Consider the following 25,587-nt stretch of genomic DNA (forward strand, 5'->3'; position numbering starts at 1 on the left):
CTACGAATAGAAGAGAAAATATTCATGTGGATGTCTGGCTATCGTTAGCGGCAAGCAGTTGGACAGGCCATCTCCTTATCCCCAATTCATCCCCCCATCCCCCTTCATCAAGTGTCCTTCTGAAGGAGGCCAGCCACGTTGCCGTAGAGCAGGCGCTGGACGTCGCGCTCAATCATACTATCGGTAACGACCAAGCCGGCGGCGGCGAGCTTTGCATACTGATCGCCCAAAACCGCAGCGATCACACGCCGCGAATGGTCCCACTTGTAGATCAGCTGCTCCAGCACCCGGCAGTCGGAGTGCTGCGGTATGAACGTCGGACCGAGCAGTTCCAGCCGCATCCGCGTAATCTCTTCGATCAGCGACGGGTTGTTGAGGAACCACCAGCAGCCGAACGGCGTGAGGTTGGCGAACTTGCGCGCCGTGACGGCGAGCTCGTGCTGGTTCTCTAGCGAAAGGAGCGTCACCAGAAACCGCTGTTCCGGGAAGTCTCGGCATAAGAGGGCGATCGACTCGACGTCGGCCGACCCAACGGTGTCGCCCGCCAAGCGGGCCGCCGGGTTGATCTGCCGCGTCACGCCGATCATCAGCGCCAGCGGCAGGCCGTGCTCGGCGCAGACGGGGAGGATCGCTTCGGTAAGGCAGCGGACTCCCGGGTCGTCGCTCGGATACCGCCACGTCGGTGGGAGGCTCATCGCGCAGTAGACGGGGCCGATGCGGGTGATCCAGTCCGACAGGCAGCGCCGGACCTCATCGATCGCGGCGGCGGAGAGCGGCCGATCGACGTCATAGCCCCACGCTTTGAGCCGCGGGACGGCGTGCTCCCAGTCGGTCACCAAGGCGTCGAACCGCAGGACCGTCGGGAACCGTGGGTCGGCCCGGAGCGGCGCCGGGTCGGCAAGCCAGCGCTGCCGTTCGTTGTCGTCGAACAGGTCGTTAGTCATGGTGACCGTATCGACGCCTGCCAACTCGAGCGTGCGGTCGATCTGTTCCTCGGGCGACTGCTCGGCGAACCAGCGGCGGTGGCCGTCGAGCGTCGCCTCGTTGGGGTCGAGGCCCAACTTGGTGAGCGTCGTCACCACGCCACGGCACGCCTCGGAGAGCGGGGTCGCCTCGACGAACAACTTCCGCCAGATCAGGTCGGCCTGCTCGGTCTTCGAGAGGGCGTAGTAGCGTTCGGCGGTGAGCCCGTCGCCGGCCGCTTCGCGGAGAACCTCGGCGATCAGGTAGTGGTAGGTGAGCAGCTCATCAATGCCCCACAGCAACAGGCCTTGCGGGTCGGCCGTCACACCCCGTCCTATCGCCGTTCCGAATGCGGGAGGGTAGAGGTGGGTGTGAAAATCCCAGACCGACGCCTCGGAGACCGCTTGCTCGACGGCGGTGGTGATCGCTGATGGTGTGAGGGCAGGCATATCTTGGCGAAATTGGGTCTCTTTTTGATTGGGCTTGCTTTCCGACCCCCTCGGTAGCGTTCAAGGGCGGCTCCGTACAGACTATCCGGACGCGACGCCGGGCGGTACGGCGTCCGCCCCCTCAGCCCTCTTGTTGGAACTGGTCCCCCTATGGCGTCCTCGCTCTTCGATCTCAATGGCCGCGTTGCGGTCGTCATTGGTGGAACCGGCACGCTCGGCGGGGCGATGGCCTCGGCGCTCGGAGACGCCGGGGCTCGCGTCGCCATCTGCGGCCGCAATGAAGAGCGGGGCGAAGCTCGGGTCGCCGAGCTAGCCAAATCAGGCGTCGAGGCCGGTTTCTTCCAGCTCGACGCCCTCGATCCAGCCGCGTCGGCCGAGACCGCCGCCCGGATCGAGTCCGATTTCGGACCGGTCCACACCCTCGTCAACGCCGCCGGCGGCAACCGGCCCGAGGCGACGCTGCCGCCGGGCGCCGACTTCTGCGAGCTGCCGCTCGACGCTTGGCGTGACGTGTTCGACCTGAACCTCGTCGGCGGATCGCTGCTCCCCTCACAGGCCTTCGGTCGCAAGATGGTCGAGCGCGGCGCGGGTTCGATCATCAACATCGCGTCGATGAGCGGCATGATCCCGCTGTCGCGCGTCGTCGCGTACTCGGCGGCGAAGGCGGCGGTGATCAACCTGACGATGTTCCTGGCCCGCGAATGGGCCGAGAAGGGGGTCCGCGTCAACGCGATCAGCCCCGGCTTCTTCCCCGCCGACCAGAATCGCAAGCTCCTGATGAACGACGATGGCAGCTACACCGAGCGCGGCGGCCAAATCATCCAGCACACGCCAATGAAGCGGTTCGGCCGGGCCGAGGAACTGGCGGGCGCCGTGGCGTGGCTGTCGTCCGACGGCTCGTCGTTCGTGACAGGGCAGAACATCGTCGTCGACGGCGGCTTCTCATCAACCACGATCTAGAGCGGATCGAACTAGCGGCGCCCCGTACGACTGAGATCTCAAGGATCCCAGCGGGGTCCAACGCCTGATTTCCGCCTCTCAAAAAAAAGAGCCCCGTGAACCTTGCGTTCACGGGGCTCGATAAGTCCAACGAAGCTCCCCCGGCAGGACTCGAACCTGCGACAAGGCGGTTAACAGCCGCCTGCTCTACCAACTGAGCTACAGGGGATCAGTAGCAGTGAAAATTATGTCGTCACCGGCGGGGCCCGTCTAGACCTAGGGACGCCTGATTGGGGGCTCGGGTTCGGGCCGACGGGTCAGGATGCGCCGCTGGCGAGGGTTGCCGCGATCAGAGCGGCGATCTCGTCGGGCTCGGCCATCCTTCCGGGGCCTTGGTCGCGGCAGCTGAGCCAGCCGTCACCCGGCTCCGCGATCACGGCGCCATCTTCCCGGAGCTGCTCCAGGTTGCGCTGCACCGCCGGCTTCCGCCACATCTCGCTGTTCATCGCCGGGGCGTAGACAACCGGTCCTGTGAAAGACAGCAGCAGCGTGCTCAGGAGGTCGTTGGCATGGCCGTGGGCCGCCTTCGCCATCACGTCTGCGGTCGCAGGGACGATCGCCAGCAGGTCGGCCTGGCGGGCGAGCTCGATGTGCGGTCCCAGCGGGTGGTCCGACAGGTCGAACGCGTCCGTATGCACCCGCCGGCCCGACAACGCCGAGAACGTCGCGACGCCAACGAACCGCTCGGCCGACGCGGTCAGCACCACCGTGACAGCGTTTCCTGCCTGGGCGAGGCGGCTCGTCAGGTACGCGGCCTTGTAAGCCGCCACCCCGCCAGAGACGCCAAGGAGGATTTCTGCCATCGGGAGACGATGAGGCTCGAGTCCTGAGAGGTGAGGGGTGCGCCGCGCCGGATCGTTCCAGACGTACGGCTCTAGCCGTCCGCCTCAGATGCTGTCGAAGTCGAAATCAACCGGCCCGCTGCGCGGGACGTCACCGGTCATCTGCACTTCGCTGGCGGCGTCGAGGTAGATCTTATCCTGGAGGATCTCCTGGACGACGATCTCCATCTTGTCATTGGTGTCGACATGCACCAACGGGCGGGCGCCGCCGTTGATGGCGACCAAGCGCTTTTGGATCAGCGTCGACAGTTTGAAGCGGCCGCCGACCTTGTTGACGATCTCTTCTTCTTTCAGCGCTTCGATCATGCGAGTGGGGGGGCAAGGGGTCTTGAGCCCAAGGCGCGGGCCTCGGGCGGTAGGACGTTGGGGCGTCACTCAGGGAGAGCGCCCCAACCTCTTCTCAGGGAATCTCTTTCGACGGCAATCCGGCCGCGATGAGGAGCTCGTGGATGTGGTCGATGGCGTCGTCGAGGCCTTCGTTGACGACAATATGCTGGTATTGAGAGGCCTGCTGGAGCTCGTGCTTCGCGACTTCCAAGCGGCGTTCGATGGCGTCGGGGGCTTCGGTGCCCCGGGCTTGGAGGCGCTCGCGGAGCACCTCAAGGGCCTGAGCCTCGTCCGGCGCCGCCGTCACGAAGACGCTCACCGCCCCCGGGTAGGCCGCCAGAACCCGCTTCGCCCCATCGACATCGATCTCTAAGAGTACCCACTGGCCCCGCAGCAGGCTAGGAGTCACCTCTGCAAGAAGCGTGCCGTACCAGTGGCCGCGGCCGAAAACCTCGACACATTCGAGAAATTCCCCCGCCTCGCGGCGGCGGGTGAACTCGTCATCGGTCAGGAAGTGGTACTCCCGGCCCGCGACCTCGCCGGGACGGGGGTCGCGGGTCGTCGCCGACACGCTGAGTCGCATTCGGTCGCCCGTCATCGCCAGCAGCTTGCGCACGATCGTGCTCTTGCCGACGCCCGAAGGACCGGAGAGGACGACAAGTTTGCCGGGTGTGGGGGCCATGTTCTTGGAAGTTCGAGCCGCGACCGCCGGGGCGCCGACCGAGCGGCCAACAGCCGGGGCCGGGTCGCTCCGTCTCGGTGGTGGCTCGTGTCTACTCGACGTTCTGGACTTGCTCGCGGACTCGCTCGAGCGCCGCCTTCATCTCGACGACGCGGGCCGAGATCTCCGAATCGTTCGCTTTGGAGCCGATCGTGTTCACCTCACGGCCCATCTCCTGGGCGATGAACTCGAGCTTGCGGCCGACGCCGTCCTTGCTCTTCGCCGCCTCGGTGATGGTGGCCTCGAACTGCACCAAGTGGCTCCGCAGGCGGACGATCTCTTCGGAGATGTCGCTGCGGTCGACGAACAGGGCGACCTCGCGCACCAAGTCGGACGGCTCGAGCGTCACGCCGACCTTCTCGATCGCTTGGCCAACCCGTTCTTGCAACCGTTCGCGGTAGGCGTCGGCCACCAGCGGGGAACGGACCTCGATACCGGCAAGCTCTGTCGTGACCGCCGCCGTCTGGGCGAGCAGGTCGGCGGCGAGGGCTTCGCCTTCGCGGCGGCGCATCTCGTCGAGCGACTCGAGCGCCGCGTTGATCGCCTTCTGGATGGTCGGCCAGTCGGCCTCGGGGTCGGCGCCCGTAGCGTCGGGGGCGCTGATCACACCGGGGAGCGTCAGCAGCTTGTCGAGGGTCGGCTGAACATGGACGCCCCCCAGTTCGGTCAGCTGCTCTTGGTAGGCGAGCAGCACCTCGTGATTGATCCGGTAGTCCCCTGCCCTTGAGCGACGGTCGACACGGACATTCAGCTGCACCGTGCCGCGACGGACACGGTCCCGCACGAGGCGTTCGGCCTCGGGCTCGAGGCCGTGATAGCCGTCGCTAGAGCGGTAGCTGATCTTGAGGTGGCGGTTGTTGATGCTCCGCAGCTCGGCAACAACGGCGATCGTCGGCGATTCGGCGCGGCCTTCGCCGAAGCCGGTCATACTCAGCAGCATCGACGATTCTCCGGTTGGCGGCCCGACCTAGCGGGCCACAGGGGGGTCACTCGTCGGCCGGCTGGTCGTCGGCGGCGGCGTTCTCTTCCGTAGCGGCGCCCTCTCCGAGGAACGGGCCATCGGCCGTCGTCTCGCCCTCGGTCGCCGTCTCGTCGGCGGACGTCTCATCGGTGGTCGCGGCGCCGATACCGGGCTCTTCGGCGGTCTTGACCGATCCGGCCAGAGCCGCGTCGCTGCCAGCGAAGGCGTCGCCGCGATGGGCGGCCCAGATCGAGGCGAGCAGACACATCACGATCCAGATCGACACGACGATGATCGTGATGCGTGTAAACGTGTCGCCCGCCTTGGCGCCGAACGCGCTCGACCCGCCGGGGCCACCGAGGGCGCCGGCCAAACCGCCACCGCGTCCCCGCTGCACCAGCACCAGCAGGATGATGAAGATGGCCGTGATCGACAGCACGAGCTGAATCAGCAAGGCCGCGGCGCCCGATTGGAGAAAGCTGCTCATAGCGACGGGGGATAGGGGTTAGGGGCAGGTAACGAGGGAAAGATCACAGGACCGTGACACGCTGCGGGTCCGAAGGAAGGCGCCTTCGCCGCCTGTCCGTGATCCCTCGTCCCTCCTTGAACTCACTTCGCCTTGGCGATGCCGAGAAAGTCCTCGGCCTTTAGGGCGGCGCCGCCGATCAGGCCGCCGTCGACGTTCGGCTTGGCGAGCAGTTCGGCCGCGTTGCCGGGCTTCATGCTGCCACCGTACAGCAGTCGGATCGATTCGGCGATCTCCGCAGTGTAGCGTTCGGTGAGCAGCCGGCGAAGATCAGCGTGGACCTCCTCGGCCTGCTCCGGCGACGCGACCTTGCCGGTGCCGATCGCCCAAACCGGCTCGTAGGCGATCACGATGCTGGTGATCTGGGTCTCGCTGATGTCCGCTAGCGAGGCCTCGAACTGCGACTTGATGACCTCGGCGGTCTTGCCCGCCTCCCGCTCTTCCAACAACTCGCCGACGCAGACGATCGGGGCGAGGCCCGCGGCGAGAGCCTTGTGCGTCTTCTTGCAGACGTCGAGGTCGGTCTCGCCGAACAAGGTCCGCCGCTCGCTGTGGCCAAGAATGACGTACTCCGCGCCGACGTCGCCGAGCATCGTGGCCGACGTCTCGCCGGTGAACGCGCCGTTGTCCTCGGGCGACATGTTCTGGGCGCCCAGGGCGACCGGGCTGCCGGCGAGCGCCTCGCCGACGGCCGATAGATAAATCGCGGGGGGGCAAACCAGCAGGTCGACGCCCTCGACCTCCGCAGCGCCTTCGGCCACGGCCTTGGCGAGCGCGACCGCGGTGGCGCGGTCGGTGTTCATCTTCCAGTTGCCGGCGATCAGGGTTTTACGCATGGGTCAAGATTCTTTGGGCCGGAGTAAGAGTTTCTGTTTATGCCCCTCCCCCTGGTGGGGAGGTTAGGGAGGGGGGATGAAGCGGGTACCCGGTGTCGTCACCCCTCCCCTAACCCCTCCCCATCAAGGGGAGGGGGACTATCACTAAATCGTCTTGCCGATCGCCTCGGCGACCTTCTTGATCTGAGCGGCGAGCTCGGCGTACTGCTCCGGCAGCAGCGCCTGCGGGCCGTCGGACATGGCGTCTTCGGGCAGGTTGTGGACCTCGATATGGACGCCGTCCGCTCCGGCCGCGACACCCGCCAGGGCGCACGCCGGGATCAGCTCGGGGCGGCCCGTGGCGTGGCTCGGGTCGACGATGATCGGCAGGTGCGAAAGCTCGTGCACCTGCGGCACCGCCGCTACGTCGAACATGTTGCGGCACGCGTTGTCGAAGCCCTTCACGCCCCGTTCGCAGAGCACCACGTTCGGGTTGCCCTGCGACAGGACGTACTCGGCCGACATCATCAGGTCCTTCACCGTGGCGGCCATGCCACGCTTCATGAGGACCGGCTTGTCGGTCTTGCCGACCTCGGTCAGCAGGACAAAGTTCTGCATGTTCCGCGCGCCGAGCTGGATCATGTCCGAGTACTCGGCGACGAGTTCGACGTGCCGCGGGTCGATCGCCTCGGTCACGACCGGCAAGCCGTGCTTGTCGCCCACTTCGCGGAGGATCCGCAAGCCTTCTTCGCCAAGGCCCTGGAACGCGTAGGGGCTGGTCCGTGGCTTGTAGGCGCCGCCGCGGAGGACGGTCGCGCCGGCGGCCTTGATGGCGCCGGCGATCTCGTCGAGGCGCTCGGCCGACTCGATCGCACAGGGGCCGGCGATCATGCCAATGTGCCCGCCGCCGAACTTGGCCGCGGTCTTGCCCTTGCCCACCGACACGATCGAGGGCTCGGGGTGGGCGGTCTTGCTGGCCAGCTTGAAGGCGGGCTGCACGGCCACGACCTCCGACACGCCGGGGATCGCCGCCAGCGGGGCCGATGCGATGATCTCTTCGTCGCCGATGACGCCGATCACCGTGCGGTAAGTGCCGCGGCTGAGGTGGGCCTTCAGGCCGAGCGTCTCGACGCGCTGCACGACGTGGTCAATCTGCGCGTCGGTCGCGGTTTCCCGCAGGATGATGAGCATCGGGAGGCTGAGGCTGGAGACCAGTGGCTGAGAGGCTTTCACGCGCCGGACCGTCGTTGACCCGGGACCGCTGTTGCGAGCCCAGCACTTTAACCCAGCACCTTACCCCGCGCGTAGGACCCCAGCACCCGAAGCTGCAAGCATTTCTCCCCCAGCGACGCCACGGCCCGGCCGACTCCGGCGTCGTCTTGGTGCCCCACCAGCTCGACGAAGAACAGATACCGCCCCCCCGAGAGGTCCGCCGTCCGGCTCCCGGGGATCGGGAACGACTCGATCCAGGTAAGGTTGAGCTGCTCTTTCTTGAAGACCGCCATCCCGTCGGCCAGGGCCCCCGGCTCGTGGGCCAGCTCGAACATTAGGGCCGTTTTGTCGTCCCCCGTCGGCGCAGCCGCCTTGGGACCGATCACCGCGAACCGGGTGACATTGTCCTTCTGGTCCTCAATGTTCGGAGCCAAAACCTCCAAACCGTGGCGGTGGCCCGCCTGCTTGCTGGCGATCGCGGCGACGCTCGGGTCCTCCGACGCCAGCCGCGCGGCGTCGCTCGTGCTGCCGTAGGGAACGGTTTCGACGCCCGGCAGGTGCTCCGCCAGCCAGTGGCTGCACTGGGCCAGCGCTTGGGGCTTGCTCACGACGCGGCCGATCGCCGACCGCGGGCCCTGCCCCAACAGGCAATGGTGGATCCGCATCGGCGCCTCGCCACAGATCGCCACCGCCGTGCCGGCGAAGGCCTCCAGCGTGTCGGTCACGCGGCCGTGGGTCGAGTTCTCGAGCGGAACCACGCCCAACTCGCACGACCCGCCCGCCACCTCCTCGAACACCGCATGGATCGTCGCGACGGGGACGAGGTCGGCCGCCTCACCGAACCGCTCGAGCGCCGTCAGGTGGCTGAATGAGTCTTCCGGGCCGAGATACGCCACCCGCCGCACGCCCCCCGCCAGCTGGGCCACCAGGGCCTGCCGCTGGGCCAGCGCGTCGGCGATCTGCCGATCGAGCAGGTCGAGCCGCTCCCGCGCCCCCATCTCAGGCGTCGGCGACTCGGTCTTGGACGGGGCCTTCTTCGCCATCGGGGGAACGCCTAACGGTTTACAGCGACGGGACTTGGGTCATCCGCCAGGGATCGCGACTGCCATTCTGACAACTCTCGCTCACCACGGCGCGGCGGGCGGCAGTGGGAGGCCACCAAATTGGCAGCCGGCTGCCGTCTGCGGCCACTGGCGGCCCGTGACGTAACTCTTGCCCCCACAGCGGCTTAAGTCAAGCGGCCCCGAATTGTCCCTGCTGGCACGCTCTTTGCCCAATGGGAGAGGCACGAGTCGCTACGGGTACGTCTGGAGGCTTGCCCCACAGAACACTCGGGACGACTCGGCTCGACGAATCCACCCCGCCCCCCTCTGCCGGACCGGCGACCTGCCGCCGGCGGAGGGTCAGGCGAAACCAACCCATAGCGCAAAAAACGCCACCTCACGCCAAGGAGCTGTAAGCATGGCCGCTGGAGAAAAAATCATCGGCATCGACCTGGGCACCACCAATAGCGTGGTCGCCGTCATGGAAGGTGGCGAAGCGAAAGTCATCCCCAATGCCGAAGGCAACCGCACCACCCCGTCGGTCGTCGCCTTCACCGACAAGGGCGACGTCCTCGTCGGCGAGCCCGCGCGCCGCCAGGCCGTCACCAACCCGAAGCGGACGATCTACTCGATCAAGCGCTTCATGGGTCGTCGCCACGACGAGGTGAAGGGCGAAGAGAAGATGGTCCCTTATGAGATCGTCGGCGGCGACACCGACTACGTGAAGGTCAAAGCGGGCGCCGAGGAGATGACCCCCCCGGAGGTCTCCGCCAAGACGCTCCGTAAGCTCAAGGAAGCCGCCGAGAGCTACCTGGGCCACAAGGTCAACAAGGCGGTGATCACCGTCCCGGCCTACTTCAACGACGCCCAGCGTCAGGCGACTAAGGACGCCGGCCAGATCGCCGGCCTCGAGGTCGCACGCATCATCAACGAGCCGACCGCCGCGAGCCTCGCCTACGGCCTCGACAAGAAGGGCCAGGAGACGATCTGCGTCTTCGACCTCGGTGGCGGTACGTTCGACGTCTCGATCCTCGAAGTCGCCGACGGCGTCTTCCGCGTCATCAGCACCAACGGCGACACCCACCTCGGTGGCGACGATTTCGACGAGGCGCTGATCAACTACGTCGCCGACCAGTTCCAGAAGGACCAGGGGATCGACCTCCGCAAGGACACGATGGCCCTGCAGCGCCTGCAAGAGGCGTGCGAGAAGGCCAAGAAGGAGCTGTCGAGCGCCCAGTCGACCGACCTCAACCTGCCGTTCATCACGGCCGACGCCAGCGGGCCGAAGCACCTGCAGATGTCGATCACGCGCGTCGAGTTCGAGAAGCTCGTCGATGACCTGATCGAGCGCTGCCGGGGCCCCGTCCTCAAGGCGCTCGAGGACGCCAAGCTCGACCCGTCGAAGATCGACGAGGTCGTGCTCGTCGGCGGCTCGACCCGCATCCCCAAGGTGCGCGAAGTCGTCAAGAAGATCTTCGGCAAGGACCCCCACCAGGGCGTCAACCCGGACGAGGTCGTCGCCATCGGCGCCGCGATCCAGGGCGGCGTCCTCTCCGGCGAGGTCCAGGACATCCTGCTGCTCGACGTCACGCCGCTGTCGCTCGGCATCGAGACCCTCGGTGGCGTGATGACGAAGCTCGTCGAGCGCAACACCACGGTCCCGGCCGAGCGGAAGCAGGTCTTCAGCACGGCCGACGACAACCAGCAAGCGGTCACCGTCCGGGTCTTCCAGGGCGAGCGCGAGATGTGCGCCGACAACCGCCTGCTCGGCCAGTTCAACCTCGACGGCATCCCGCCGGCGCCGCGCGGCGTGCCGCAGATCGAGGTCAAGTTCGACATCGACGCCAACGGCATCCTGTCGGTGGCGGCCAAGGACCTCGGCAGCGGCAAGGAGCAGACCGTCACGATCGAGCAGTCCAGCGGCCTCTCCGACGAAGAGATCGAGCGGATGAAGAAGGACGGCGAAGCGAACGCGGCCGAGGACAAGAAGAAGCGCGAGCTCGTCGAAGCCCGCAACAGCGGCGAGGCGCTCGCTTACTCGGTCGAGAAGACGCTCAAAGAGCAGGGCGACAAGGTCAAGGACTCCGACCGCCAGCCGATCGAGGCGGCGATCACCAAGGTCCGCGAAGCGGCGAAGACCGACGACCTGTCGGCGATCAAGAGCGCGACCGACGCCTTGCAGCAAGCGTCGCACGCCATGAGCGAAGCGATGTACAAGTCGGCCGCCGACGCCGGTGCCGCCGGAGCAACGGCGTCAGCCGAAGCGACGCCCGACGCCGCGGAAGAGGACGCGATCGATGCGGAGTTCGAGGTGAAAGAGGGCTGAGCCGCGGCAAGATTGCTGCGGTAGCGGCGAATAGGTTGAATATCACGATAGCCGGGGGCGGTGACGCCCCCGGCTATCTGCACAAGACTTGGCAGAAGAGTATCAACGGTTTTGAATAATTCTTGATTTCGTCCGTTAGTGCGTAGGGTGGGTCGAGACCCACCGGTAGCCAAGGCGATTGACAATTCATGGTGGGTCTCGACCCACCCTACGATCTGACAGTCCCGTGAACCCTAGGCACTGGTACGGCAAAAATGCTGACGGACAGATTTACCGATTCTCCGACAGCAACGATGGGACAGCGCACTTTAGTGGAATCGATGGCATTGGCGATGGAATTCGGAACATCACGCAATACGCCCGTGACCGACTGGATGGGAAGTAGCCGTGTTATTTGGTGAGAAAGACAAATTCGCAATCGAGATCGGCGAATCCGATGTTCTTGCAGACGGGTGGGTGTACTGCCAGTTCCGGTTTTGGCTCGGTGGTCAGCCGGCCGGGGACTGGGACGATCGAATTCGTCTTGACACTAGTATCAAGTACATGGCTGAATTTTGCAGCCATGAAGATGCAAGAAAACGACCTGATGTAGCCCACCTTGATGCCGAATCAGTTTTTAATTTGCTACACAGCCGTTATTTTGAAGCCGACTTAGCCACATGCGGTGAAGACATTCGATCGTTACGCGACTGCTTTCACCTTGAAGAGATTGGTGGATCAGCGATCATTGACAAGTACGCAATCATTGTTGTTACCACAACCGTCGATGCATCTCGCTTGATCTGGAAGAGATGGAAGGATTCAGAGCTAAACGAGATAACGCTTCTTACTGGCGATGTTGAGGCCGCTGGCTATCAGTACAATGACTGGGGGCAGCACGTGTTGGACAGTGCGTAGGGTGGGTCGAGACCCACCGGCAGCCAGGGCGATCGACGATGCATGGTGGGTCACGACCCACCCTACGATTGCTTCTCCCAACCATTGGACGCTGACCCCCCAGACGATCAGCCGCAGGGCGCTAGCCGCCGGTTCGCCGGGCAACCCAACAACAACAACCGGCGGCCGACCCAAGGGTCGGCCGCCGGTGTCGTTAGAACGAACTCAACTAACTCGCAGCGTCAAGAGATCACAGCGTCGAGGTCGGCTGGGCCGGGTTGAGGGCGATCGGGGCGCCGGTTGGGGCGGGGGCCGAACGTGGCGCCGGGGCCATCGCTAGGTTGGCGAGCTGGCCGGTCGACGCGTCGAGGAGCGTCAACTGCACCTGCCCCTCCGGTGTGACGGCCGACTGGACCAACTCGGCGCCATGCCCGTTCGACTCGGCCTGCGACAGGTTGACCGTGCCGGCCACCAAGAGAATGTCGCCGACCTTGAGGCCGTACGCCTGGGCCGGCCCGCCCGGCGTGACGATCGCGACCCGCAGGCCGACGCCGAAGGGGGACTGGACCCGCTCGCAAGCCATCCCGAAGTACCACGGGTTGGGGGCCGGCTGGCAGTGGCAGACGCCCTGGCAATGGCAGGTGGGCGGGGGCGTCACGACCACCGGCGGCGGGCAGACGACGGGGGGCTTCGGGTAGACGACCGGCGGGGGTGTCGGGCACGTGATGGGGGGATGCGGCGGGTGAATGACGATCGGCGGCTTCGGACGAACAATCGGGGGCTTGGGGCAGACGATCGGCGGCTTGGGAGGACGGATGACGATTGGCGGATGCGGGTGGACGATGGGCGGCCGCGGCTTGATGACGGGCGGCTTGATGACGGGCGGCTTGATGACGGGCGGCTTGACCCCGATACGGCCGTGGCCCGGCAGGTTGATCTTCACGCCGCCGCCACCGATCTGAACGCCCGGCTTGCCGCCACCGCCGATCTTGACGCCGCCAAGGTTGATGCCGAACGGCTTGCCGGCGTCGGCCGACGTGGTGAGAGCGAGCAGCGTCGCAAGGGCCAGCGCGACGGGAGCCACGGCGACGGGAGAACGGAACCTCAGGCGGGAACGGGACATAGTGGGACTCGCTGAGCTGGAAGGGGGAGAGCGCCGACTCCGTGGCGGGTGGTTTACCTCTCTCCCTATAGCGACAGCCGTGCCAGCAAGACGCCAACCGCCCGCAGAGCCCTCTAAAACAAGGCGTGTAAGTCCCACGGAGCCGCCAGAACACCCCCAATCGGGGTGGCAGAAAGAAATCGATTCGACATCACCCTCAGGGGCGTGCGATCGTTTCGACTTCACGCCGCCAGCGATAGTCCGGCTACTGGCGGCCGTCGTTGCGGGCGCTGAGGTTGGCCCACACGGCTGACTCGACGTCGTAGTCCACCAGATGCACCGACCCGTCACACCGCACGCTGGCGAGGCCGGCGGGATGGGCGCCGCCAAAGCTCCGCAGATAGTGCTTCCCCTTCTTGTCGGTCTGCGGGTTGCTGCGGTCGTACTCCGAGTCCCTCCGCGGCGCGACGCCCCCGCTGCGGACGTTGTCGTAGTCGTGGCCAACGTACATCGACCCGTTGTCGCCCGGGTTGTCGTGGGGGACGCCGTTGGTTTGGTTGTCGACATCGGAGTCGACCGACACGCGGTCGTAGTACAGCGAGTAGACCCACTTCTCAGCCGCCAACAGGGTGTTGCTCGCGCCGTCGGTGATCTGCGCCAAGCGGGCGCCGACGTGGTCGCCGACCACGCCGTCCCAGTTCTGCCGGAGCCAGTTGTCGTCGCTCACCCAACGGCAATTGGGGAACTCGCCCGCGCACTGCGAGCCGACAAACGGGATGTGGATCCACGGCCCGCTGTTCTTTCCACCGACAACCAGCCGCGTCCCGCCGTTGGCGGCGTAGTCGGTCTTGGCGGCCTGCCGGGGTGGCGAGAAGTTGAACCCCTCTTCGTCGTAGGCGGGGTACGCCACGGCCTGCCGCCGGCTGGGGCAGTTCATCGTCGGGATCGGCACGGCGGCCATTTGTGTCAGGGCGTCGCGGAGCGCGAAGAACTCGGTCACGCCGCCACCGGGGAGCGACTGCGGGGCCAGTTCGAGGAAGGGCGCCGACTGGAAGATCCACCCGCCCGGCTGGCGTGGGCCGGCGCCGACGTTGGGGTCGCCGATCCACGCCGCGTTCCACCCGCCGGCCGGCAGCGCGCGGTGGGTCGATTCGAAGTTGAGCGCCGCGATGCCGACCTGCCGCAAGTTGTTCTTACACTGCGTAAGCCGCGCCGCTTCGCGCGCCGCCTGCACGGCCGGCAGCAACAACGCGACGAGGATGCCGATGATTGCGATCACCACCAGCAACTCGACCAGCGTCATGCCGGGCGGACGTTCAGCGTGTCGGGCCCGGCCGAGCATGCGCCAGCGACCTGTGCGGAGAAGGTAGCGAAAAAAGAAAAGGCGTGGGGCGAGAGACTTTCTAGTCGAGGAAGTCTCTCGCCCTCCCAACCTTACGGTAGGGCTCTACGGCACGGCATTCCAGCGGAAAGACGCCCTGTAGTCGGTCGCTCCGCCCCTGCAGGCGACTTGCTCGAGGGCTCGTTAATTGCTTCTCGGAGCATGAAAAGAGAGACTGTGAAGCGAGCCAGCGGGTCCGGCGCCCGCCGACGGAAAAGCGTTCGATGAATCGGCGACGCCATGGCATTTAGGAGCGACCCTTAGGCTGGCTTTTGCGTACTTCAAAAGGCCCTCGGAACCCGTCTGGCCGCCCCCTTCCACACCGTACTTTGCTGTTATGCCTTTCCGCTTCGACAAGCTGACGATCAAAGCCCAAGCGGCGGTCCAGCACGCGCAGGAGCTCGCCACCGAAGCGGGCGCCCCGCAGGTCGAACCGCTGCATCTGCTCGCCGCCCTGCTGGCCGAGTCCGAGGGGGTGGTGCGCCCGGTGCTTGAGAAGATGGGCGCCAACCTGGGGCAACTCGAAGGGATTGTGAACGCCGAGCTGGCGCACCTCCCCAAGACGAGCGGCGGCGCCAACCCGCAGGCGTCGCGCGAGTTGATGGCGGTGCTCGAAAAGGCGCAAGCCGAGTCGGGCGCGATGAAGGACGATTACACCTCGACCGAGCACCTGCTGCTGGCCCTCGCCAAGGCGCCGGGCAAAGCAAAGGACACGCTCAAGCTCAACGCCATCGACGAAGGCGATCTGCTCAAGGCGTTGCAGCAGGTGCGCGGCAGCTCGCGCGTCACCGACCAGACGCCCGAAGGCAAATTTCAAGCGCTCGAAAAATACGGCATCGACCTCGTCGAGCGCGCCGAGGCGGGCAAGCTCGACCCGGTGATCGGCCGCGACTCGGAGATCCGCCGCGTCATCCAAGTGCTGTCGCGCCGCCGCAAAAACAACCCGGTGCTGATCGGCGAGCCGGGCGTCGGCAAGACGGCGATCGCCGAGGGGCTGGCGCTGCGTATCGTCCACGGCGACGTGCCGGTGAGCCTCAAGAACAAGCGCGTCATCGCGCTCGACATGGGCGCGTTGATCGCGGGGACCAAGTTCCGCGGCGAGTTCGAGGAACGCCTCAAGGCGGTGCTCAAAGAGATCGAGGACGCGGCCGGGCAGGTGATCCTCTTTATCGACGAGCTGCACACCGTTATCGGCGCCGGCGCGGCCGAGGGGGGCGCCGACGCGGCCAACCTGCTCAAGCCGGCCCTCGCGCGCGGCGACCTGCGCTGCATCGGCGCGACGACGCTCGACGAGTACCGCAAGCACATCGAGAAGGACGCCGCCCTCGAACGCCGCTTCCAGCCGGTCTTTATCGGCGAGCCGTCGATCGAGGACACGCTGGCGATCCTCCGTGGCCTAAAGCCGCGTTACGAGGCGCACCACAAGGGCGTCAAAGTCAAAGACTCCGCCCTCGTGGCCGCGGCCGAGTTGTCGAGCCGTTACATCGCCGACCGCCAGCTCCCCGACAAGGCGATCGACCTGGTCGATGAGGCGATGAGCCGGTTGGCGATGGAGCTCGAAAGCGTGCCGGCCGAGATCGACGAGCGGCAACGCCGCCTCGTGCAGTTGGAGCTAGCCGCCCGCCAACTCGCCGACGAGACCGAAGAGCACGCCAAGCAGCGGCTCGATCAGATCAATGTCGAGATGGAGACCGTGCGCCACGAGCTGGCCAGTCTCAACGAACAGTGGGAGGCCGAGAAGCTCGGCGTCGGCTCCACGGCCGACGTGCGGCAGCGGCTCGAGGAGGTCAAGCACGAGCTCGAACGCCAGACGACCGCGATCAAAGAGTCGCAAGCCGCCGGCCAGCCAATCGCCGAGTCGGCCTATCAAAAGCTCTTCGAGCTCGACACCGATCGCAAAAAGCTGGAGGAACAGGTCGCCGCCGCCGACGCCGCCGCGCAAGTGGAGGCGAAACCGGACGAACGCCGCAAGCTGCTGCGCCAAGAGGTCGGCCCCGACGAGATCGCCGAGGTCGTCAGCGCGTGGACCGGCGTGCCGGTGACGCGGATGCTCGAGACCGAACGGGCGAAACTGCTTGTCCTCGAAGAACGACTCCACCAGCGTGTCGTCGGCCAAGACGAGGCGGTCGAGGCGGTCGCCAACGCGGTGCGCCGCAGCCGTAGCGGACTGCAGGACCCCAACCGCCCGATCGGCAGCTTCTTGTTCTGCGGGCCGACCGGCGTCGGTAAGACCGAACTCTGCAAGGCGCTGGCCGTGACCTTGTTCGACAGCGAGCAGGCGATGGTGCGTCTCGACATGAGCGAGTTCATGGAGAAGCACACGGTCAGCCGACTGATCGGGGCGCCCCCCGGCTACGTCGGCTACGACGAAGGGGGCAAGCTCACCGAGGCGGTCCGCCGCCGGCCTTACTCGGTCATTCTGCTCGACGAGATCGAGAAGGCGCACCGCGACGTCTTCAATATCTTGCTGCAGGTGCTCGACGACGGCCGACTGACCGACAACCACGGCCACACGGTCGACTTCACCAACACGATCATCGTGATGACGTCGAACGTCGGCAGCCAGCTGATCCAGCAGATCGCCCAAGAAGGCGGGACGCCCGACGAGATGCGTGAAGGGGTCGAGCAGGCCCTCGCCGGCCACTTCCTCCCCGAGTTCCTCAACCGCATCGACGAGACGATCATCTTCCACCCGTTGCGGCGTGACGAGATCCGCCGCATCGTTGACCTGCAGGTGACGGCCCTCGAGAAGCTGCTGAAGCGGAACGGGCTGGGACTGGTGGTCACCGACGCCGCCCGCCAGGAAGTCGCCAACCGGGGCTACGACCCGGCCTACGGCGCCCGGCCGCTGAAGCGGGTCATTCAGCAGCAGCTTCAGAACCCGTTGGCGGCAGCCCTCTTGAAGGGCGAGCACGCCGAGGGAGCAACCGTAACGATCGACTACGCCGGGGACGACTTTGCGTTCGCGATCGAGTGAGGGAGGAAACGCCTTGGTGGCGTGGGATTTGGCGCCACTCCCGGCGCTGGCGCTGAGGGCTCCCGCCCCTCGTTTGGCTCACCATTCCGCACGACGAGAGCCCCCCCAGAGCCAGCTGCGGGAGGGGGGCGGTTCGAAAGCACGGCTTGCCGACGCCCCGGCTGGCAGATTATCCTCTCCAGGCTACAGTCCCCCCGATCCCCGCCCCCAATCTGTTGAATCACTCATGGCAGGCAGCGAGCGTCAGCGCGAGCTCCGGCGTCGCCGGAAGCGTAAGGAAACCATCACCGCAATGAAGGCGAAGCTCGAGAAGGCGACGCCCAGCGACAAGATCGAGATGGCCCGCAAGCTGCGGTTGATGACCGTTGGCAGCGAGGTCTTGATCGAGCGCTGGGGCCTGGAAGAGCGCTGAGCGGACAGATCGCGGACACCGTCCGCGGCGGACAGCGATCAGCCATCACCGGTCCAGCCTGGAAAGGCTGAAATCCGCTTGCTGAGTGCTGCCCGCTCTCTCAACCCTGGTCGGGTGGCAGAGTGGTCGAATGCACCGGTCTTGAAAACCGGCGAGCCTCCGGGCTCCGTGGGTTCGAATCCCACCCCGACCGCTCTTAGGGGCCTTCGGAGACGATCCGCAATTGGGTCTTTACCACTAAGGTCCAATCCAAGAGGACCACTAGCCCCCTGACGGCTTCTGGCGCCGCTGTCCGACGTGACAATTGCTGGCCGGTTGTAGCAGTTGTACGGCCCCGGAGGGCGAGCCCCCGTCCTCGCAGCGTTTGCGCGCCCCCCCGGCTGAGAGGAGTTCCTTCTAACGGCATGAGGCTGACGACCAATCGGGCCGGACATTTGCGGTCCCCCCGGGGGCCAACGTAAAGTAGAGGCTTCTGCTCCTCGATACGCACTCCTCCGTTGGTCGATGTCTCGCCCCCCCTTCCGCTACCGTCTCGCCGACTGGTTTGCTAGGCGGGCGCGCGATTGCGGGTACTTCTGGGACCGTCTCGTCGGACCATTCGAGCGCCTTTTCGGCCGATTGGGCGAGGGAGTCTTCACCGCCTTCGACAGCTTCGAGGGGCTCGAGTCGTTCGTGGTGCGTCTGGTGAGGGTCCTCTTCTGGCCCTTGCTCGCCCCCTTCCGACTGATTGGTCGGTTTCTCCCGAAGGGGGGTGGCCCGTTCCAATCGCTTGGCGCGGCCGTCGGACGCTTTGCCGGGGGGGCGTTCCACTTAGCGGAACGACTCAACCTCGACGGCCTGCTGCTGTTCATCGGCAAACTCTTAACGCCGATCTGGTGGCCGATCGGGTCGTTGCTGGGTTTCATCAACGCGTGGCTCGCAACACGCCTCACCCGCGAGCTGTTGCTCGCCGCGCCGGCGTTGCTGTTCGCTCTGCCGTTTGGCTACGTTGCGGTCCAAGGGGCGATGCTTGGCAAGGGGCAGATCGCGGAACGCTACAAGATTGGCGTCCGCGAAGCGGCCGAAGCAGGAGACTACCAAACCGTCAGCCTGCTGGAGCGCAAGCTCGCTCAACTGGGCGTCGACACGCGGCGCAGCGACTACCGCACGGCCGTAGCGCTCGCCGAAGACGGCGACCTGGTGGCGGCCTACCAGCGGATGCAGCGACTCGCCCCGGAGGACCACCTCGGCTATCCACCGGCGCACTTCTGGGTGGTCCAGCGACTGATCACGGGCGCACTGAACGAGGAGCACGACCCCCGATTGGCGGAGGGCCGCGAGGCGGCGCTGGCGATTGCCGACCGTCACCTCAAACAACTCGACGAGTTGGGCGTCAAGAACGTCGGCTTGGCTCAGATGAAGGGATATGTCTTCGCCCTCACCGGTCGCCAACGCGAAGCGGTTGACGTCCTTCAACCATTCTCGCGCGAGCCCAACGTCGCCCCGATGCGACTGCGTTTGCTGGCGCAGCTCCGCGACATCGAACGGGCCCGCGACCAAGCGAAAGTCGTGCTCGAGATTGTTTCCGAGCCCCGCTGGAAGGATTCGGCGACATCCGAGGGATACGAGGCCTGGGCGCTCGCCGCCGAATTGCTCAACAACTCATCGCAGATCGAAGCGGCGCTCAAGGAGTGGTCGAACGCCGACTCGGACGATAAGCGGCCCCGTGAATTGCTGGCGAACTACCGTCGCCAACAAACGCTGCGGCTGCTGGGCTCGGCGACGACTTCGCCCGAGAGGACGGTGGATGTGCTCATCGACGCCGTCCGGCTCGGGGCGCCGGCCGAGTGGATCGACGCCGTGACGAATCGGCTCGCCGAATTGCGTCGGGTTTCACGCCACGGCGAGCGGGTTTGGAACGAATTGATGGCGCGGGAGGACCTCCCCAACGGGTTGGTGTTCACCTTGGCCACCGCCGCCGCCGCCCAGGGCGACATCGCCGCCGCCCGAGAGGGATTCCACAAGCTTGTCGAGGCCGAGACCACCGAGGGCGTGGTCTGGAACAACTACGCCTGGACGCTGCTGCAAGAGCCCGACCCCGATCCGGTCGCCGCACTAGCCGCCGTCACCCGGGCGATCGAACTTAAGCCGGGCGATTTTCGCTTTCGCGAAACGCGCGGCCAGACGTTCATCGCGTTGAGCCGTTGGGAAGAAGCGATCGACGACCTCGAGTTCGCGCTTAATGGCATGCCTGAATCGCCCGAGGTGCATCGCTCACTAGCGTCGGCCTATGAGGCGACGTCGCATCCCCAACTTGCCGAGATTCATCGGCGCCACGCGGAAAAGTAACCCCCCTCGCGACCGCCCGATCTTTCGACTCCCCTTGTCGACTTGACGACTCTAACCACGGAAATCTCGTGCCCGCTTTGCGTCTCCTGATCGGCAGTCTGCTTACGGTCTTGCTGCTCGGACCGAGTCTCGCCCCGGCGGCGCTCGCGCCGGAAGAGATCGCCATTATCGCGGCGCGGGGCAACCGAGAATCGATCGGCCTCGCCACGTACTACTGTCGGCAGCGGGGCGTTCCCGAGGAACAGATCATCAAGGTCGACGTCCCCGCGGGCGAGTCGCTTGACCGCGAGAAATGGCGCTGGGCCGTCCGTCCCGAGATCCAGAAGTGGCTCGCCGAGAACGACCCCAACAGCAAGATCCGCTGTCTCGTGACAACTTGGGGCATCCCCCTCAAGATCACGGCGGGAGACCCGGAAAAAGCGGACAAGGCGTATCGGGCGTATCTCGCCGCCGAGCGTACGGCGCGCACCGAGCGGCTGAGCCAGATCGCGTCGGCGCTCGATCGGCTTGGCGGGGGCGCTCCGCTGTCGGACGTGCTCGAATCAATCCGTGAGAACGACGCCGCCGAGTCCGAGGAGGACGACTTCGCGAAGCTAAAGGCCCAGCTCGAAGCCGCCCTCCGATCTTCGCAAGAAAGGATTGCGCAGCTCACGGGCGAGCCCCGGCGGCAGGCCGAGGCCCAGTTGCAGCAGCTCGCCACCGCAGCAGGCGGAGCGGCCGTGATGCTGCAAGGCCTCGGTCAACAGGTAAAGGCCCGCGAGGCCGCCGGCGACGAAGTCCCGGCTCCATTGCTGCGTCAGTACGAGCTGTTGCGGGGACGCTTGTCGGCGTTCGCCGAGTTGCAACTCTTGCTCGACGGCCGGCCGCCGAGCTTCGATCGGGACGAATTGACGCTCCGCCTCAACGAACAGACGGGCGGGCTCTTGGCGTCCGTCGAGTGGCTCGCGAAACAAGAGGCGGTCGCGCGTCGGAACGAACGCGGGGCCGCTTTCGACAGCGAGCTGAGCCTCGTGCATTGGCCCGACGGGTACGAGTTGCTCCGTTGGCAACCGAACTACCTGCGTGGCGCGTTCGATGGCAGCCAGATCAGGACGGCCTTCCCAACGCTCATGGTCGCTCGGCTCGACGGGCCCGACTTGCGAACGGCCAAGCGGCTGATCGACGACGCCATCGCGGTTGAAAAGGCGGGCGGCCTCAAGGGGAAGGCCTACATCGACGCCCGGGGCCTGACGGAGCTCGACGGCCCGCCGCACGATCCGGGCAGCTACCCCGACTTCGATCGGACGCTACTCGCCACGGCACGGGGGATCGAAGCGCTCAAATCCGAAGACGGTGAACCACGATTCGAGGTGGTGCTGAACGAGCAGCCCGAGTTGTTCGCCCCCGGCCAGTGCCCGGACGCCGCGCTCTACTGCGGCTGGTACAGCCTGGCAAAGTACGTCGACGCCTTCGATTGGAACCAGGGCGCGGTCGCGTATCACCTGGCGAGCGCCGAAGCCGTCACCCTCAAAGAGATCGATAGCCAAGCGTGGTGCAAGAAGCTGCTCGAGGACGGCGTCGCCGCCACGATCGGCCCCGTCATGGAGCCCTATCTCGTGGCGTTTCCGCGGCCCAATGAGTTCTTCGCCCTGCTTGTTCAGGGTGAACTTTCGCTGGTCGAGGTCTACTACCGCACGAAGCCCTTCAATAGCTGGGCGATGACGCTGATCGGGGATCCGCTCTACCGCCCGTACGCGAAGAAGTGACGAAGGGCAATCAGCGCTGCCGGCGTCGGGCCGCTGAGCCAACCAGCATCGCCACCATCGCCACAGCGGTGGGCTCGGGAACGGCCGTCGCCGCGGCAGAGACGCCGCCGTAAGCGTCGCGCCAGACTTGGTAGTCAGCCGGCCCCACCACGCCGTCGCCGTCCGCCTCGGCGGAGAGCAGCAAGCCGCTCGCGCCATTCTGGTCTCGCCAGACGGTGTAGTCCGCGGCGTTCACGACGCCGTCGCCGTTGTAGTCGCCGCGGAGACCGCTGCGCACGATGTAGTTGTCGAAATAAGCGACGCCGGTCTGATTGCGTGACCCTGCGTCTCCTCCCGCCGCCACCGCGGTGATGTCGGCGTCGGTGAACTGGTCAGCGCCGGTGAATTCAAACAGGGTGCTGACCACCTGCACGTTGTCGACGAACCCAATGAAGGTGTCGGACGAGAAGTCGAGCTCAATCCGGAAGGCGTGCCACTCGTTGAGCGTCACGGTCTCGCCACCCGGCGTGGGAACTAGGCCGTCGGCACGGTCACCGTAGAGCACTTCCCGTGTCGCGGCGTCAACGCCGAGCATGCCGATACGGGTCGCTGTGTCATAAGCCTCAATACCGAAGAACGGCCCGAAGCCCGAGCCTGGGCTCGAATCCTGAACGTACTGCTCCCACTCGATCGAGACGAATCGCTCGGACCCGGTCCCCGGGACGGGCACGGCCCAGCGGTCGTCAGAGTTAGCGGCGCGTGTCACACGGACCGCTTGCGAACCCGATGCGACGACCGCGGACTGGACCGTTGCGGCGCCGCCACTTCCTTGCCGTAGCCACACAGGGTTGCTGCCCGGGTCGACCGTCGTAGCCGACTGGCCGGCAAGCTGGCCCGTTCCTAGGAAGGTCGTGGAATACGCGGGGGACTCAAAGCCCGCCGAGTGGATCAAGACGGCGGCCTCCAGGGGACACGCCCAGGCGATCAAGACCGCGAGGAGGGCCGCAGGTCGCCCGTGTCGAACATCGAACCTGGAGTGGCAAGGCATTTCGGCGGGAGGTTCTGACGCCACCGAGCACGCAGCCACGGCGGGGAAGGATAAACGGCTTGCTTTTCGCGCTAGCATCCGCGCACGAATCCACTACCGCGGCTGAGCTGCGGGCAGCGCCCCTACGGTAACCCCACCCAGCATCGCCCGCAAGTTTTTCTTAAACCATTTTATGCCAACGACTTATGTGATGCGGCCACCGGCGTCCCCACCCGTCTCGGCCGAAAGGACCATCCCTACAGTTTGCCTAATCGGCACGACTGCTATTGCCGATACCGCTGGTAAGGCTTGCCGCGTATCGGTACGCCAACGCTCTCGCCCGCTCGACCCAAGTCATGCTCCGAGGCATTCCCACCGTCGCCTTTGCACTGCTCTGCCTCGGCAACTCCGGGTGCAGCGTTTGGCGGTACGCCCGGCTGTCTTGTATCGAAGAGCCGAAACTCTTCTGCGAGCGTGAGGACGACCTCGCGAGCTTGGCGACTTATCAATCGTGGGCCGACGAGGCTTGGGCGGAAACCGGCGCTTGCTGCCCCGCATCGTGCTTAGAAATCGACTACGCCTGGGGGTTCCGCGAAGGATTCGCCCAGTACGTCTACGCGGGAGGAACCGGCGAGCCGCCGGCGATGCCGCCCCGTCCCTACTGGCAAGTCGATCAGCGGACGGCGGAAGGCGCCGCGGCCGTCAATAGCTGGTTCGCCGGCTACCGCCATGGCGCGAGTGTCGCCCGTGAAGGCGGATACCGTGCCGCCACGACTGTGCGTCTGTCGGGATCGCTCAAGGACTGCGACGCCTGCGGATGCCCCACCGATCCGGCGAACCCTCCGCAAGAGATGGTCCCTTCGGAACCGATGTCCGGGCCGACGTTTGAGTCGCCTGCTCAGATGCCGCCGCCGAGCGAAATCATCATCCCCCTGCAGACTCGGCCGACGGATACACAGTCGGATCCGCCGTCGCAACCGGAGGACTCCTCCGAATTGCGAATCCCGTCCCTCGAACCGACGCCGAACCGAACGACGGCGCCAGAAGCGGCGCTAACGCCGCGGCCGCGGGTCGAGCTCGGAGGCGCCGGCCAACCAGCGGCTCGGGTCACGAGAGTTGAACAAACCGCCCTCTTCGAGATCGTAAGGTGAGGCGGCCGGCCATGAACCTCTGCACAAGTCCACCGCATCACTCGGCGCGATCCGCGCGACATTCCGTCGATGCGTGCCGCCTCGCGATGGTGGCGCTCGCGGTCGCCAGCCTCGCCGGTTGCGCGGCGTTCACCAACCCGGTTGCGAACGGCATCCCGGTTCGGATGGTGCCAGATGACTTGCTGGCCGAGTCGCGCGAGGGTTACGAGCCGATCAACCTGGCGATGCTCCGGACGGAGCCGCCGAAGAAGTTCTTGCTCGACGCGGGCGATACGCTCGGCATCTACATCGAAGGGATCATCGGCGACGCGAGTACGCCGCCCCCGGTGAACCTCCCGTCGTCTTCGGACCTGCCGCCGGCGATTGGGTACCCTTTCCCGATCCGCGACGACGGCGCTATCTCGCTGCCGCTGGCCGGATCGGTCCATGTCGCCGGGATGACGATCGAGGAAGCGGAAGACGCCGTCATCCGCGCTTACCTCGACAAGGAGATCATCCGCGAAGAAGACTTCCGGATCATTGTCACGCTGCTCCGGGCGCGGACGGTGCGGGTCCTGGTCGTCCGAGAGGATGGCCGCAATCCCTCGTTGACCATTCGCAATCCCGGCCTGCGCGGCATCGGGTCGGCGTCCACCACCGTGGGCGGCGAAACATCGCCGACGGGGGACACGTTGGAACTTCCCATCTACGAAAATGACCTGCTCAATGCGTTGACGCAGACGGGCGGGGTGCCCAACAGCGGGATCACGCCCGAGGCTGTTATTTACCGGGGCTACGCCCCCGGTGAGGATTTGCCGAACACCGTCGCCGTCGGGGGGGCGACGTGCCCTTGCGACGACCTGCAGAGTGGCAAAGAGGTGATCCGGGTGCCCCTACGGAAGCGGTGCGACGAACGGGTCTCGATCCCACGGGAGAACATCGTGCTGCAGGACGGCGACATCGTCACGCTCCGCGCGCTCGAGCCCGAACGCTTTTACACGGGCGGGCTGCTCCCGGCGGGAGAGCAAGTCTTGCCGTACGACTACGACCTCACCGTCATCGAAGCGGTGCTACGCACGAACGGCCCGCTGGTTAACGGCGGCGTCAACAGCAGCAACCTCAACGGCAATATTGTCGGCGGCGGTCTAGGGAACCCCTCTCCCAGTCAACTCACCGTGCTACGCAGCCTGCCTAACGGGCAGCGTGTCAACATCACGGTGAATCTCAACGAGGCTTTGCGCGACTCACGGATGAATATCCTCGTCCAGACAGATGACATCCTGTTGCTGCAGGAGAACCGGGACGAAGCTCTCAGCCGCTACTTCTTCAACAGCGTCTTCCGGATGGACTTCTTCTTCCGGGTGCTGAACCGGAACGACGGCCAAGGATCGGCGTCCCTCGTCCTGCCGTAGCGAGCGTTCACGACGCGACGGTCCCCGACGAAGA

The 25,587-nt window shown here is 65.9% G+C and carries 21 protein-coding genes and 2 tRNA genes; 10 read left to right on the forward strand and 13 right to left on the reverse strand.

The window, feature by feature from the left end; genetic code table 11:
- Positions 1 to 107: 107 nt before the first annotated feature.
- Complete coding sequence (locus Pla108_RS15830; protein WP_146445927.1) at positions 108 to 1,412, reverse strand: glucuronate isomerase; 1,305 nt, start codon at positions 1,410 to 1,412, stop codon at positions 108 to 110.
- A gap of 150 nt (positions 1,413 to 1,562) precedes the next feature.
- On the opposite strand from Pla108_RS15830, the gene Pla108_RS15835 reads away from it, so the two are divergent.
- Positions 1,563 to 2,372 carry an SDR family oxidoreductase gene (locus tag Pla108_RS15835; RefSeq protein WP_146445928.1) on the forward strand — a complete coding sequence of 270 codons (810 nt, stop codon included), beginning with the start codon at positions 1,563 to 1,565 and terminating at the stop codon, positions 2,370 to 2,372.
- 135 nt (positions 2,373 to 2,507) lie between these two features.
- Here Pla108_RS15835 and Pla108_RS15840 read toward each other — a convergent pair.
- From Pla108_RS15840 to pheA, 9 genes are all read right to left on the reverse strand, one after another.
- Positions 2,508 to 2,580 (reverse strand) — tRNA-Asn (locus Pla108_RS15840).
- An 88-nt stretch (positions 2,581 to 2,668) separates the two neighbouring features.
- Positions 2,669 to 3,214 (reverse strand): flavoprotein, encoded by a 546-nt coding sequence (locus tag Pla108_RS15845; protein WP_146445929.1) that lies wholly within the window; start codon positions 3,212 to 3,214, stop codon positions 2,669 to 2,671.
- Between the two features lie 84 nt (positions 3,215 to 3,298).
- Positions 3,299 to 3,559, reverse strand: coding sequence for a DNA-directed RNA polymerase subunit omega (locus Pla108_RS15850; protein ID WP_146445930.1), 261 nt, complete (start codon positions 3,557 to 3,559; stop codon positions 3,299 to 3,301).
- A gap of 94 nt (positions 3,560 to 3,653) precedes the next feature.
- On the reverse strand, positions 3,654 to 4,262 hold the full coding sequence (gmk, locus tag Pla108_RS15855; protein ID WP_146445931.1) for a guanylate kinase: 609 nt from the start codon (positions 4,260 to 4,262) through the stop codon (positions 3,654 to 3,656).
- 91 nt (positions 4,263 to 4,353) lie between these two features.
- Entirely contained in the window at positions 4,354 to 5,241 is an 888-nt protein-coding gene (locus tag Pla108_RS15860; RefSeq protein ID WP_146445932.1) for a YicC/YloC family endoribonuclease, read from the reverse strand.
- Positions 5,242 to 5,287: 46 nt separating this feature from the next.
- Complete coding sequence (secG, locus tag Pla108_RS15865; protein ID WP_146445933.1) at positions 5,288 to 5,749, reverse strand: preprotein translocase subunit SecG; 462 nt, start codon at positions 5,747 to 5,749, stop codon at positions 5,288 to 5,290.
- Between the two features lie 122 nt (positions 5,750 to 5,871).
- Positions 5,872 to 6,624, reverse strand: coding sequence for a triose-phosphate isomerase (gene tpiA / locus Pla108_RS15870; RefSeq protein ID WP_146445934.1), 753 nt, complete (start codon positions 6,622 to 6,624; stop codon positions 5,872 to 5,874).
- Between the two features lie 144 nt (positions 6,625 to 6,768).
- Complete coding sequence (gene aroF / locus Pla108_RS15875; protein WP_146446022.1) at positions 6,769 to 7,794, reverse strand: 3-deoxy-7-phosphoheptulonate synthase; 1,026 nt, start codon at positions 7,792 to 7,794, stop codon at positions 6,769 to 6,771.
- Positions 7,795 to 7,883: 89 nt separating this feature from the next.
- Complete coding sequence (gene pheA, locus Pla108_RS15880; RefSeq protein ID WP_146445935.1) at positions 7,884 to 8,858, reverse strand: prephenate dehydratase; 975 nt, start codon at positions 8,856 to 8,858, stop codon at positions 7,884 to 7,886.
- A 418-nt stretch (positions 8,859 to 9,276) separates the two neighbouring features.
- On the opposite strand from pheA, the gene dnaK reads away from it, so the two are divergent.
- Positions 9,277 to 11,184, forward strand: a complete 1,908-nt coding sequence (gene dnaK / locus Pla108_RS15885; RefSeq protein ID WP_146445936.1) for a molecular chaperone DnaK — start codon at positions 9,277 to 9,279, stop codon at positions 11,182 to 11,184.
- 387 nt (positions 11,185 to 11,571) lie between these two features.
- Entirely contained in the window at positions 11,572 to 12,081 is a 510-nt protein-coding gene (locus Pla108_RS15890; RefSeq protein ID WP_146445937.1) for an Imm42 family immunity protein, read from the forward strand.
- 229 nt (positions 12,082 to 12,310) lie between these two features.
- On the opposite strand, the gene Pla108_RS15895 is transcribed toward Pla108_RS15890, so the two are convergent.
- The gene (locus tag Pla108_RS15895; RefSeq protein WP_146445938.1) at positions 12,311 to 13,183 is read right to left on the reverse strand and encodes a hypothetical protein; all 873 of its coding nucleotides are present in this window, start codon (positions 13,181 to 13,183) and stop codon (positions 12,311 to 12,313) included.
- A gap of 244 nt (positions 13,184 to 13,427) precedes the next feature.
- Positions 13,428 to 14,465, reverse strand: a complete 1,038-nt coding sequence (locus tag Pla108_RS15900) for a DUF1559 family PulG-like putative transporter (RefSeq protein ID WP_146445939.1) — start codon at positions 14,463 to 14,465, stop codon at positions 13,428 to 13,430.
- A 415-nt stretch (positions 14,466 to 14,880) separates the two neighbouring features.
- Here Pla108_RS15900 and clpB point away from each other — a divergent pair, with 415 nt between their 5' ends.
- The 5 genes from clpB to Pla108_RS15925 all read left to right on the forward strand — a co-directional run bounded on the left by clpB (position 14,881) and on the right by Pla108_RS15925 (position 22,005).
- A complete protein-coding gene (clpB, locus tag Pla108_RS15905; protein WP_146445940.1) occupies positions 14,881 to 17,520 on the forward strand; it encodes an ATP-dependent chaperone ClpB in 2,640 nt (879 codons plus the stop codon).
- Positions 17,521 to 17,746: 226 nt separating this feature from the next.
- A complete protein-coding gene (locus Pla108_RS15910) occupies positions 17,747 to 17,932 on the forward strand; it encodes a DUF6800 family protein (protein ID WP_146445941.1) in 186 nt (61 codons plus the stop codon).
- Between the two features lie 108 nt (positions 17,933 to 18,040).
- Positions 18,041 to 18,125, forward strand: a tRNA-Ser gene (locus Pla108_RS15915).
- 311 nt (positions 18,126 to 18,436) lie between these two features.
- Positions 18,437 to 20,260 carry a hypothetical protein gene (locus tag Pla108_RS15920; protein ID WP_146445942.1) on the forward strand — a complete coding sequence of 608 codons (1,824 nt, stop codon included), beginning with the start codon at positions 18,437 to 18,439 and terminating at the stop codon, positions 20,258 to 20,260.
- A 68-nt stretch (positions 20,261 to 20,328) separates the two neighbouring features.
- The gene (locus Pla108_RS15925; RefSeq protein WP_146445943.1) at positions 20,329 to 22,005 is read left to right on the forward strand and encodes a TIGR03790 family protein; all 1,677 of its coding nucleotides are present in this window, start codon (positions 20,329 to 20,331) and stop codon (positions 22,003 to 22,005) included.
- Positions 22,006 to 22,015: 10 nt separating this feature from the next.
- Here the strand turns inward: Pla108_RS15925 and Pla108_RS15930 are convergent, their stop codons facing one another.
- The gene (locus Pla108_RS15930; protein WP_197526616.1) at positions 22,016 to 22,936 is read right to left on the reverse strand and encodes a hypothetical protein; all 921 of its coding nucleotides are present in this window, start codon (positions 22,934 to 22,936) and stop codon (positions 22,016 to 22,018) included.
- A gap of 431 nt (positions 22,937 to 23,367) precedes the next feature.
- On the opposite strand from Pla108_RS15930, the gene Pla108_RS15935 reads away from it, so the two are divergent.
- Together Pla108_RS15935 and Pla108_RS15940 are read left to right on the forward strand one after the other, a co-directional pair.
- Positions 23,368 to 24,162, forward strand: coding sequence for a hypothetical protein (locus tag Pla108_RS15935; protein WP_146445945.1), 795 nt, complete (start codon positions 23,368 to 23,370; stop codon positions 24,160 to 24,162).
- An 11-nt stretch (positions 24,163 to 24,173) separates the two neighbouring features.
- Complete coding sequence (locus Pla108_RS15940; RefSeq protein ID WP_146445946.1) at positions 24,174 to 25,553, forward strand: polysaccharide biosynthesis/export family protein; 1,380 nt, start codon at positions 24,174 to 24,176, stop codon at positions 25,551 to 25,553.
- Positions 25,554 to 25,587: the final 34 nt, after the last annotated feature.

This window comes from Botrimarina colliarenosi (assembly GCF_007859955.1).
Taxonomy (GTDB): domain Bacteria; phylum Planctomycetota; class Planctomycetia; order Pirellulales; family Lacipirellulaceae; genus Botrimarina; species Botrimarina colliarenosi.

What these genes read in the sequence shown, in the direction of transcription:
- Pla108_RS15920 (WP_146445942.1), top strand. Translation starts at nt 18,437, where the DNA reads ATGTCTCGCCCCCCCTTCCGCTACCGTCTCGCCGACTGGTTTGCTAGG.
- Pla108_RS15935 (WP_146445945.1), top strand. Translation starts at nt 23,368, where the DNA reads ATGCTCCGAGGCATTCCCACCGTCGCCTTTGCACTGCTCTGCCTCGGC.
- Pla108_RS15830 (WP_146445927.1), bottom strand. Translation starts at nt 1,412, where the DNA reads ATGCCTGCCCTCACACCATCAGCGATCACCACCGCCGTCGAGCAAGCG.
- aroF (WP_146446022.1), bottom strand. Translation starts at nt 7,794, where the DNA reads ATGCTCATCATCCTGCGGGAAACCGCGACCGACGCGCAGATTGACCAC.
- Pla108_RS15845 (WP_146445929.1), bottom strand. Translation starts at nt 3,214, where the DNA reads ATGGCAGAAATCCTCCTTGGCGTCTCTGGCGGGGTGGCGGCTTACAAG.
- Pla108_RS15895 (WP_146445938.1), bottom strand. Translation starts at nt 13,183, where the DNA reads ATGTCCCGTTCCCGCCTGAGGTTCCGTTCTCCCGTCGCCGTGGCTCCC.
- Pla108_RS15835 (WP_146445928.1), top strand. Translation starts at nt 1,563, where the DNA reads ATGGCGTCCTCGCTCTTCGATCTCAATGGCCGCGTTGCGGTCGTCATT.
- Pla108_RS15850 (WP_146445930.1), bottom strand. Translation starts at nt 3,559, where the DNA reads ATGATCGAAGCGCTGAAAGAAGAAGAGATCGTCAACAAGGTCGGCGGC.
- pheA (WP_146445935.1), bottom strand. Translation starts at nt 8,858, where the DNA reads ATGGCGAAGAAGGCCCCGTCCAAGACCGAGTCGCCGACGCCTGAGATG.
- Pla108_RS15910 (WP_146445941.1), top strand. Translation starts at nt 17,747, where the DNA reads ATGGCAGGCAGCGAGCGTCAGCGCGAGCTCCGGCGTCGCCGGAAGCGT.
- Pla108_RS15860 (WP_146445932.1), bottom strand. Translation starts at nt 5,241, where the DNA reads ATGCTGCTGAGTATGACCGGCTTCGGCGAAGGCCGCGCCGAATCGCCG.
- tpiA (WP_146445934.1), bottom strand. Translation starts at nt 6,624, where the DNA reads ATGCGTAAAACCCTGATCGCCGGCAACTGGAAGATGAACACCGACCGC.
- secG (WP_146445933.1), bottom strand. Translation starts at nt 5,749, where the DNA reads ATGAGCAGCTTTCTCCAATCGGGCGCCGCGGCCTTGCTGATTCAGCTC.
- dnaK (WP_146445936.1), top strand. Translation starts at nt 9,277, where the DNA reads ATGGCCGCTGGAGAAAAAATCATCGGCATCGACCTGGGCACCACCAAT.
- Pla108_RS15900 (WP_146445939.1), bottom strand. Translation starts at nt 14,465, where the DNA reads ATGACGCTGGTCGAGTTGCTGGTGGTGATCGCAATCATCGGCATCCTC.
- clpB (WP_146445940.1), top strand. Translation starts at nt 14,881, where the DNA reads ATGCCTTTCCGCTTCGACAAGCTGACGATCAAAGCCCAAGCGGCGGTC.
- Pla108_RS15940 (WP_146445946.1), top strand. Translation starts at nt 24,174, where the DNA reads ATGAACCTCTGCACAAGTCCACCGCATCACTCGGCGCGATCCGCGCGA.
- gmk (WP_146445931.1), bottom strand. Translation starts at nt 4,262, where the DNA reads ATGGCCCCCACACCCGGCAAACTTGTCGTCCTCTCCGGTCCTTCGGGC.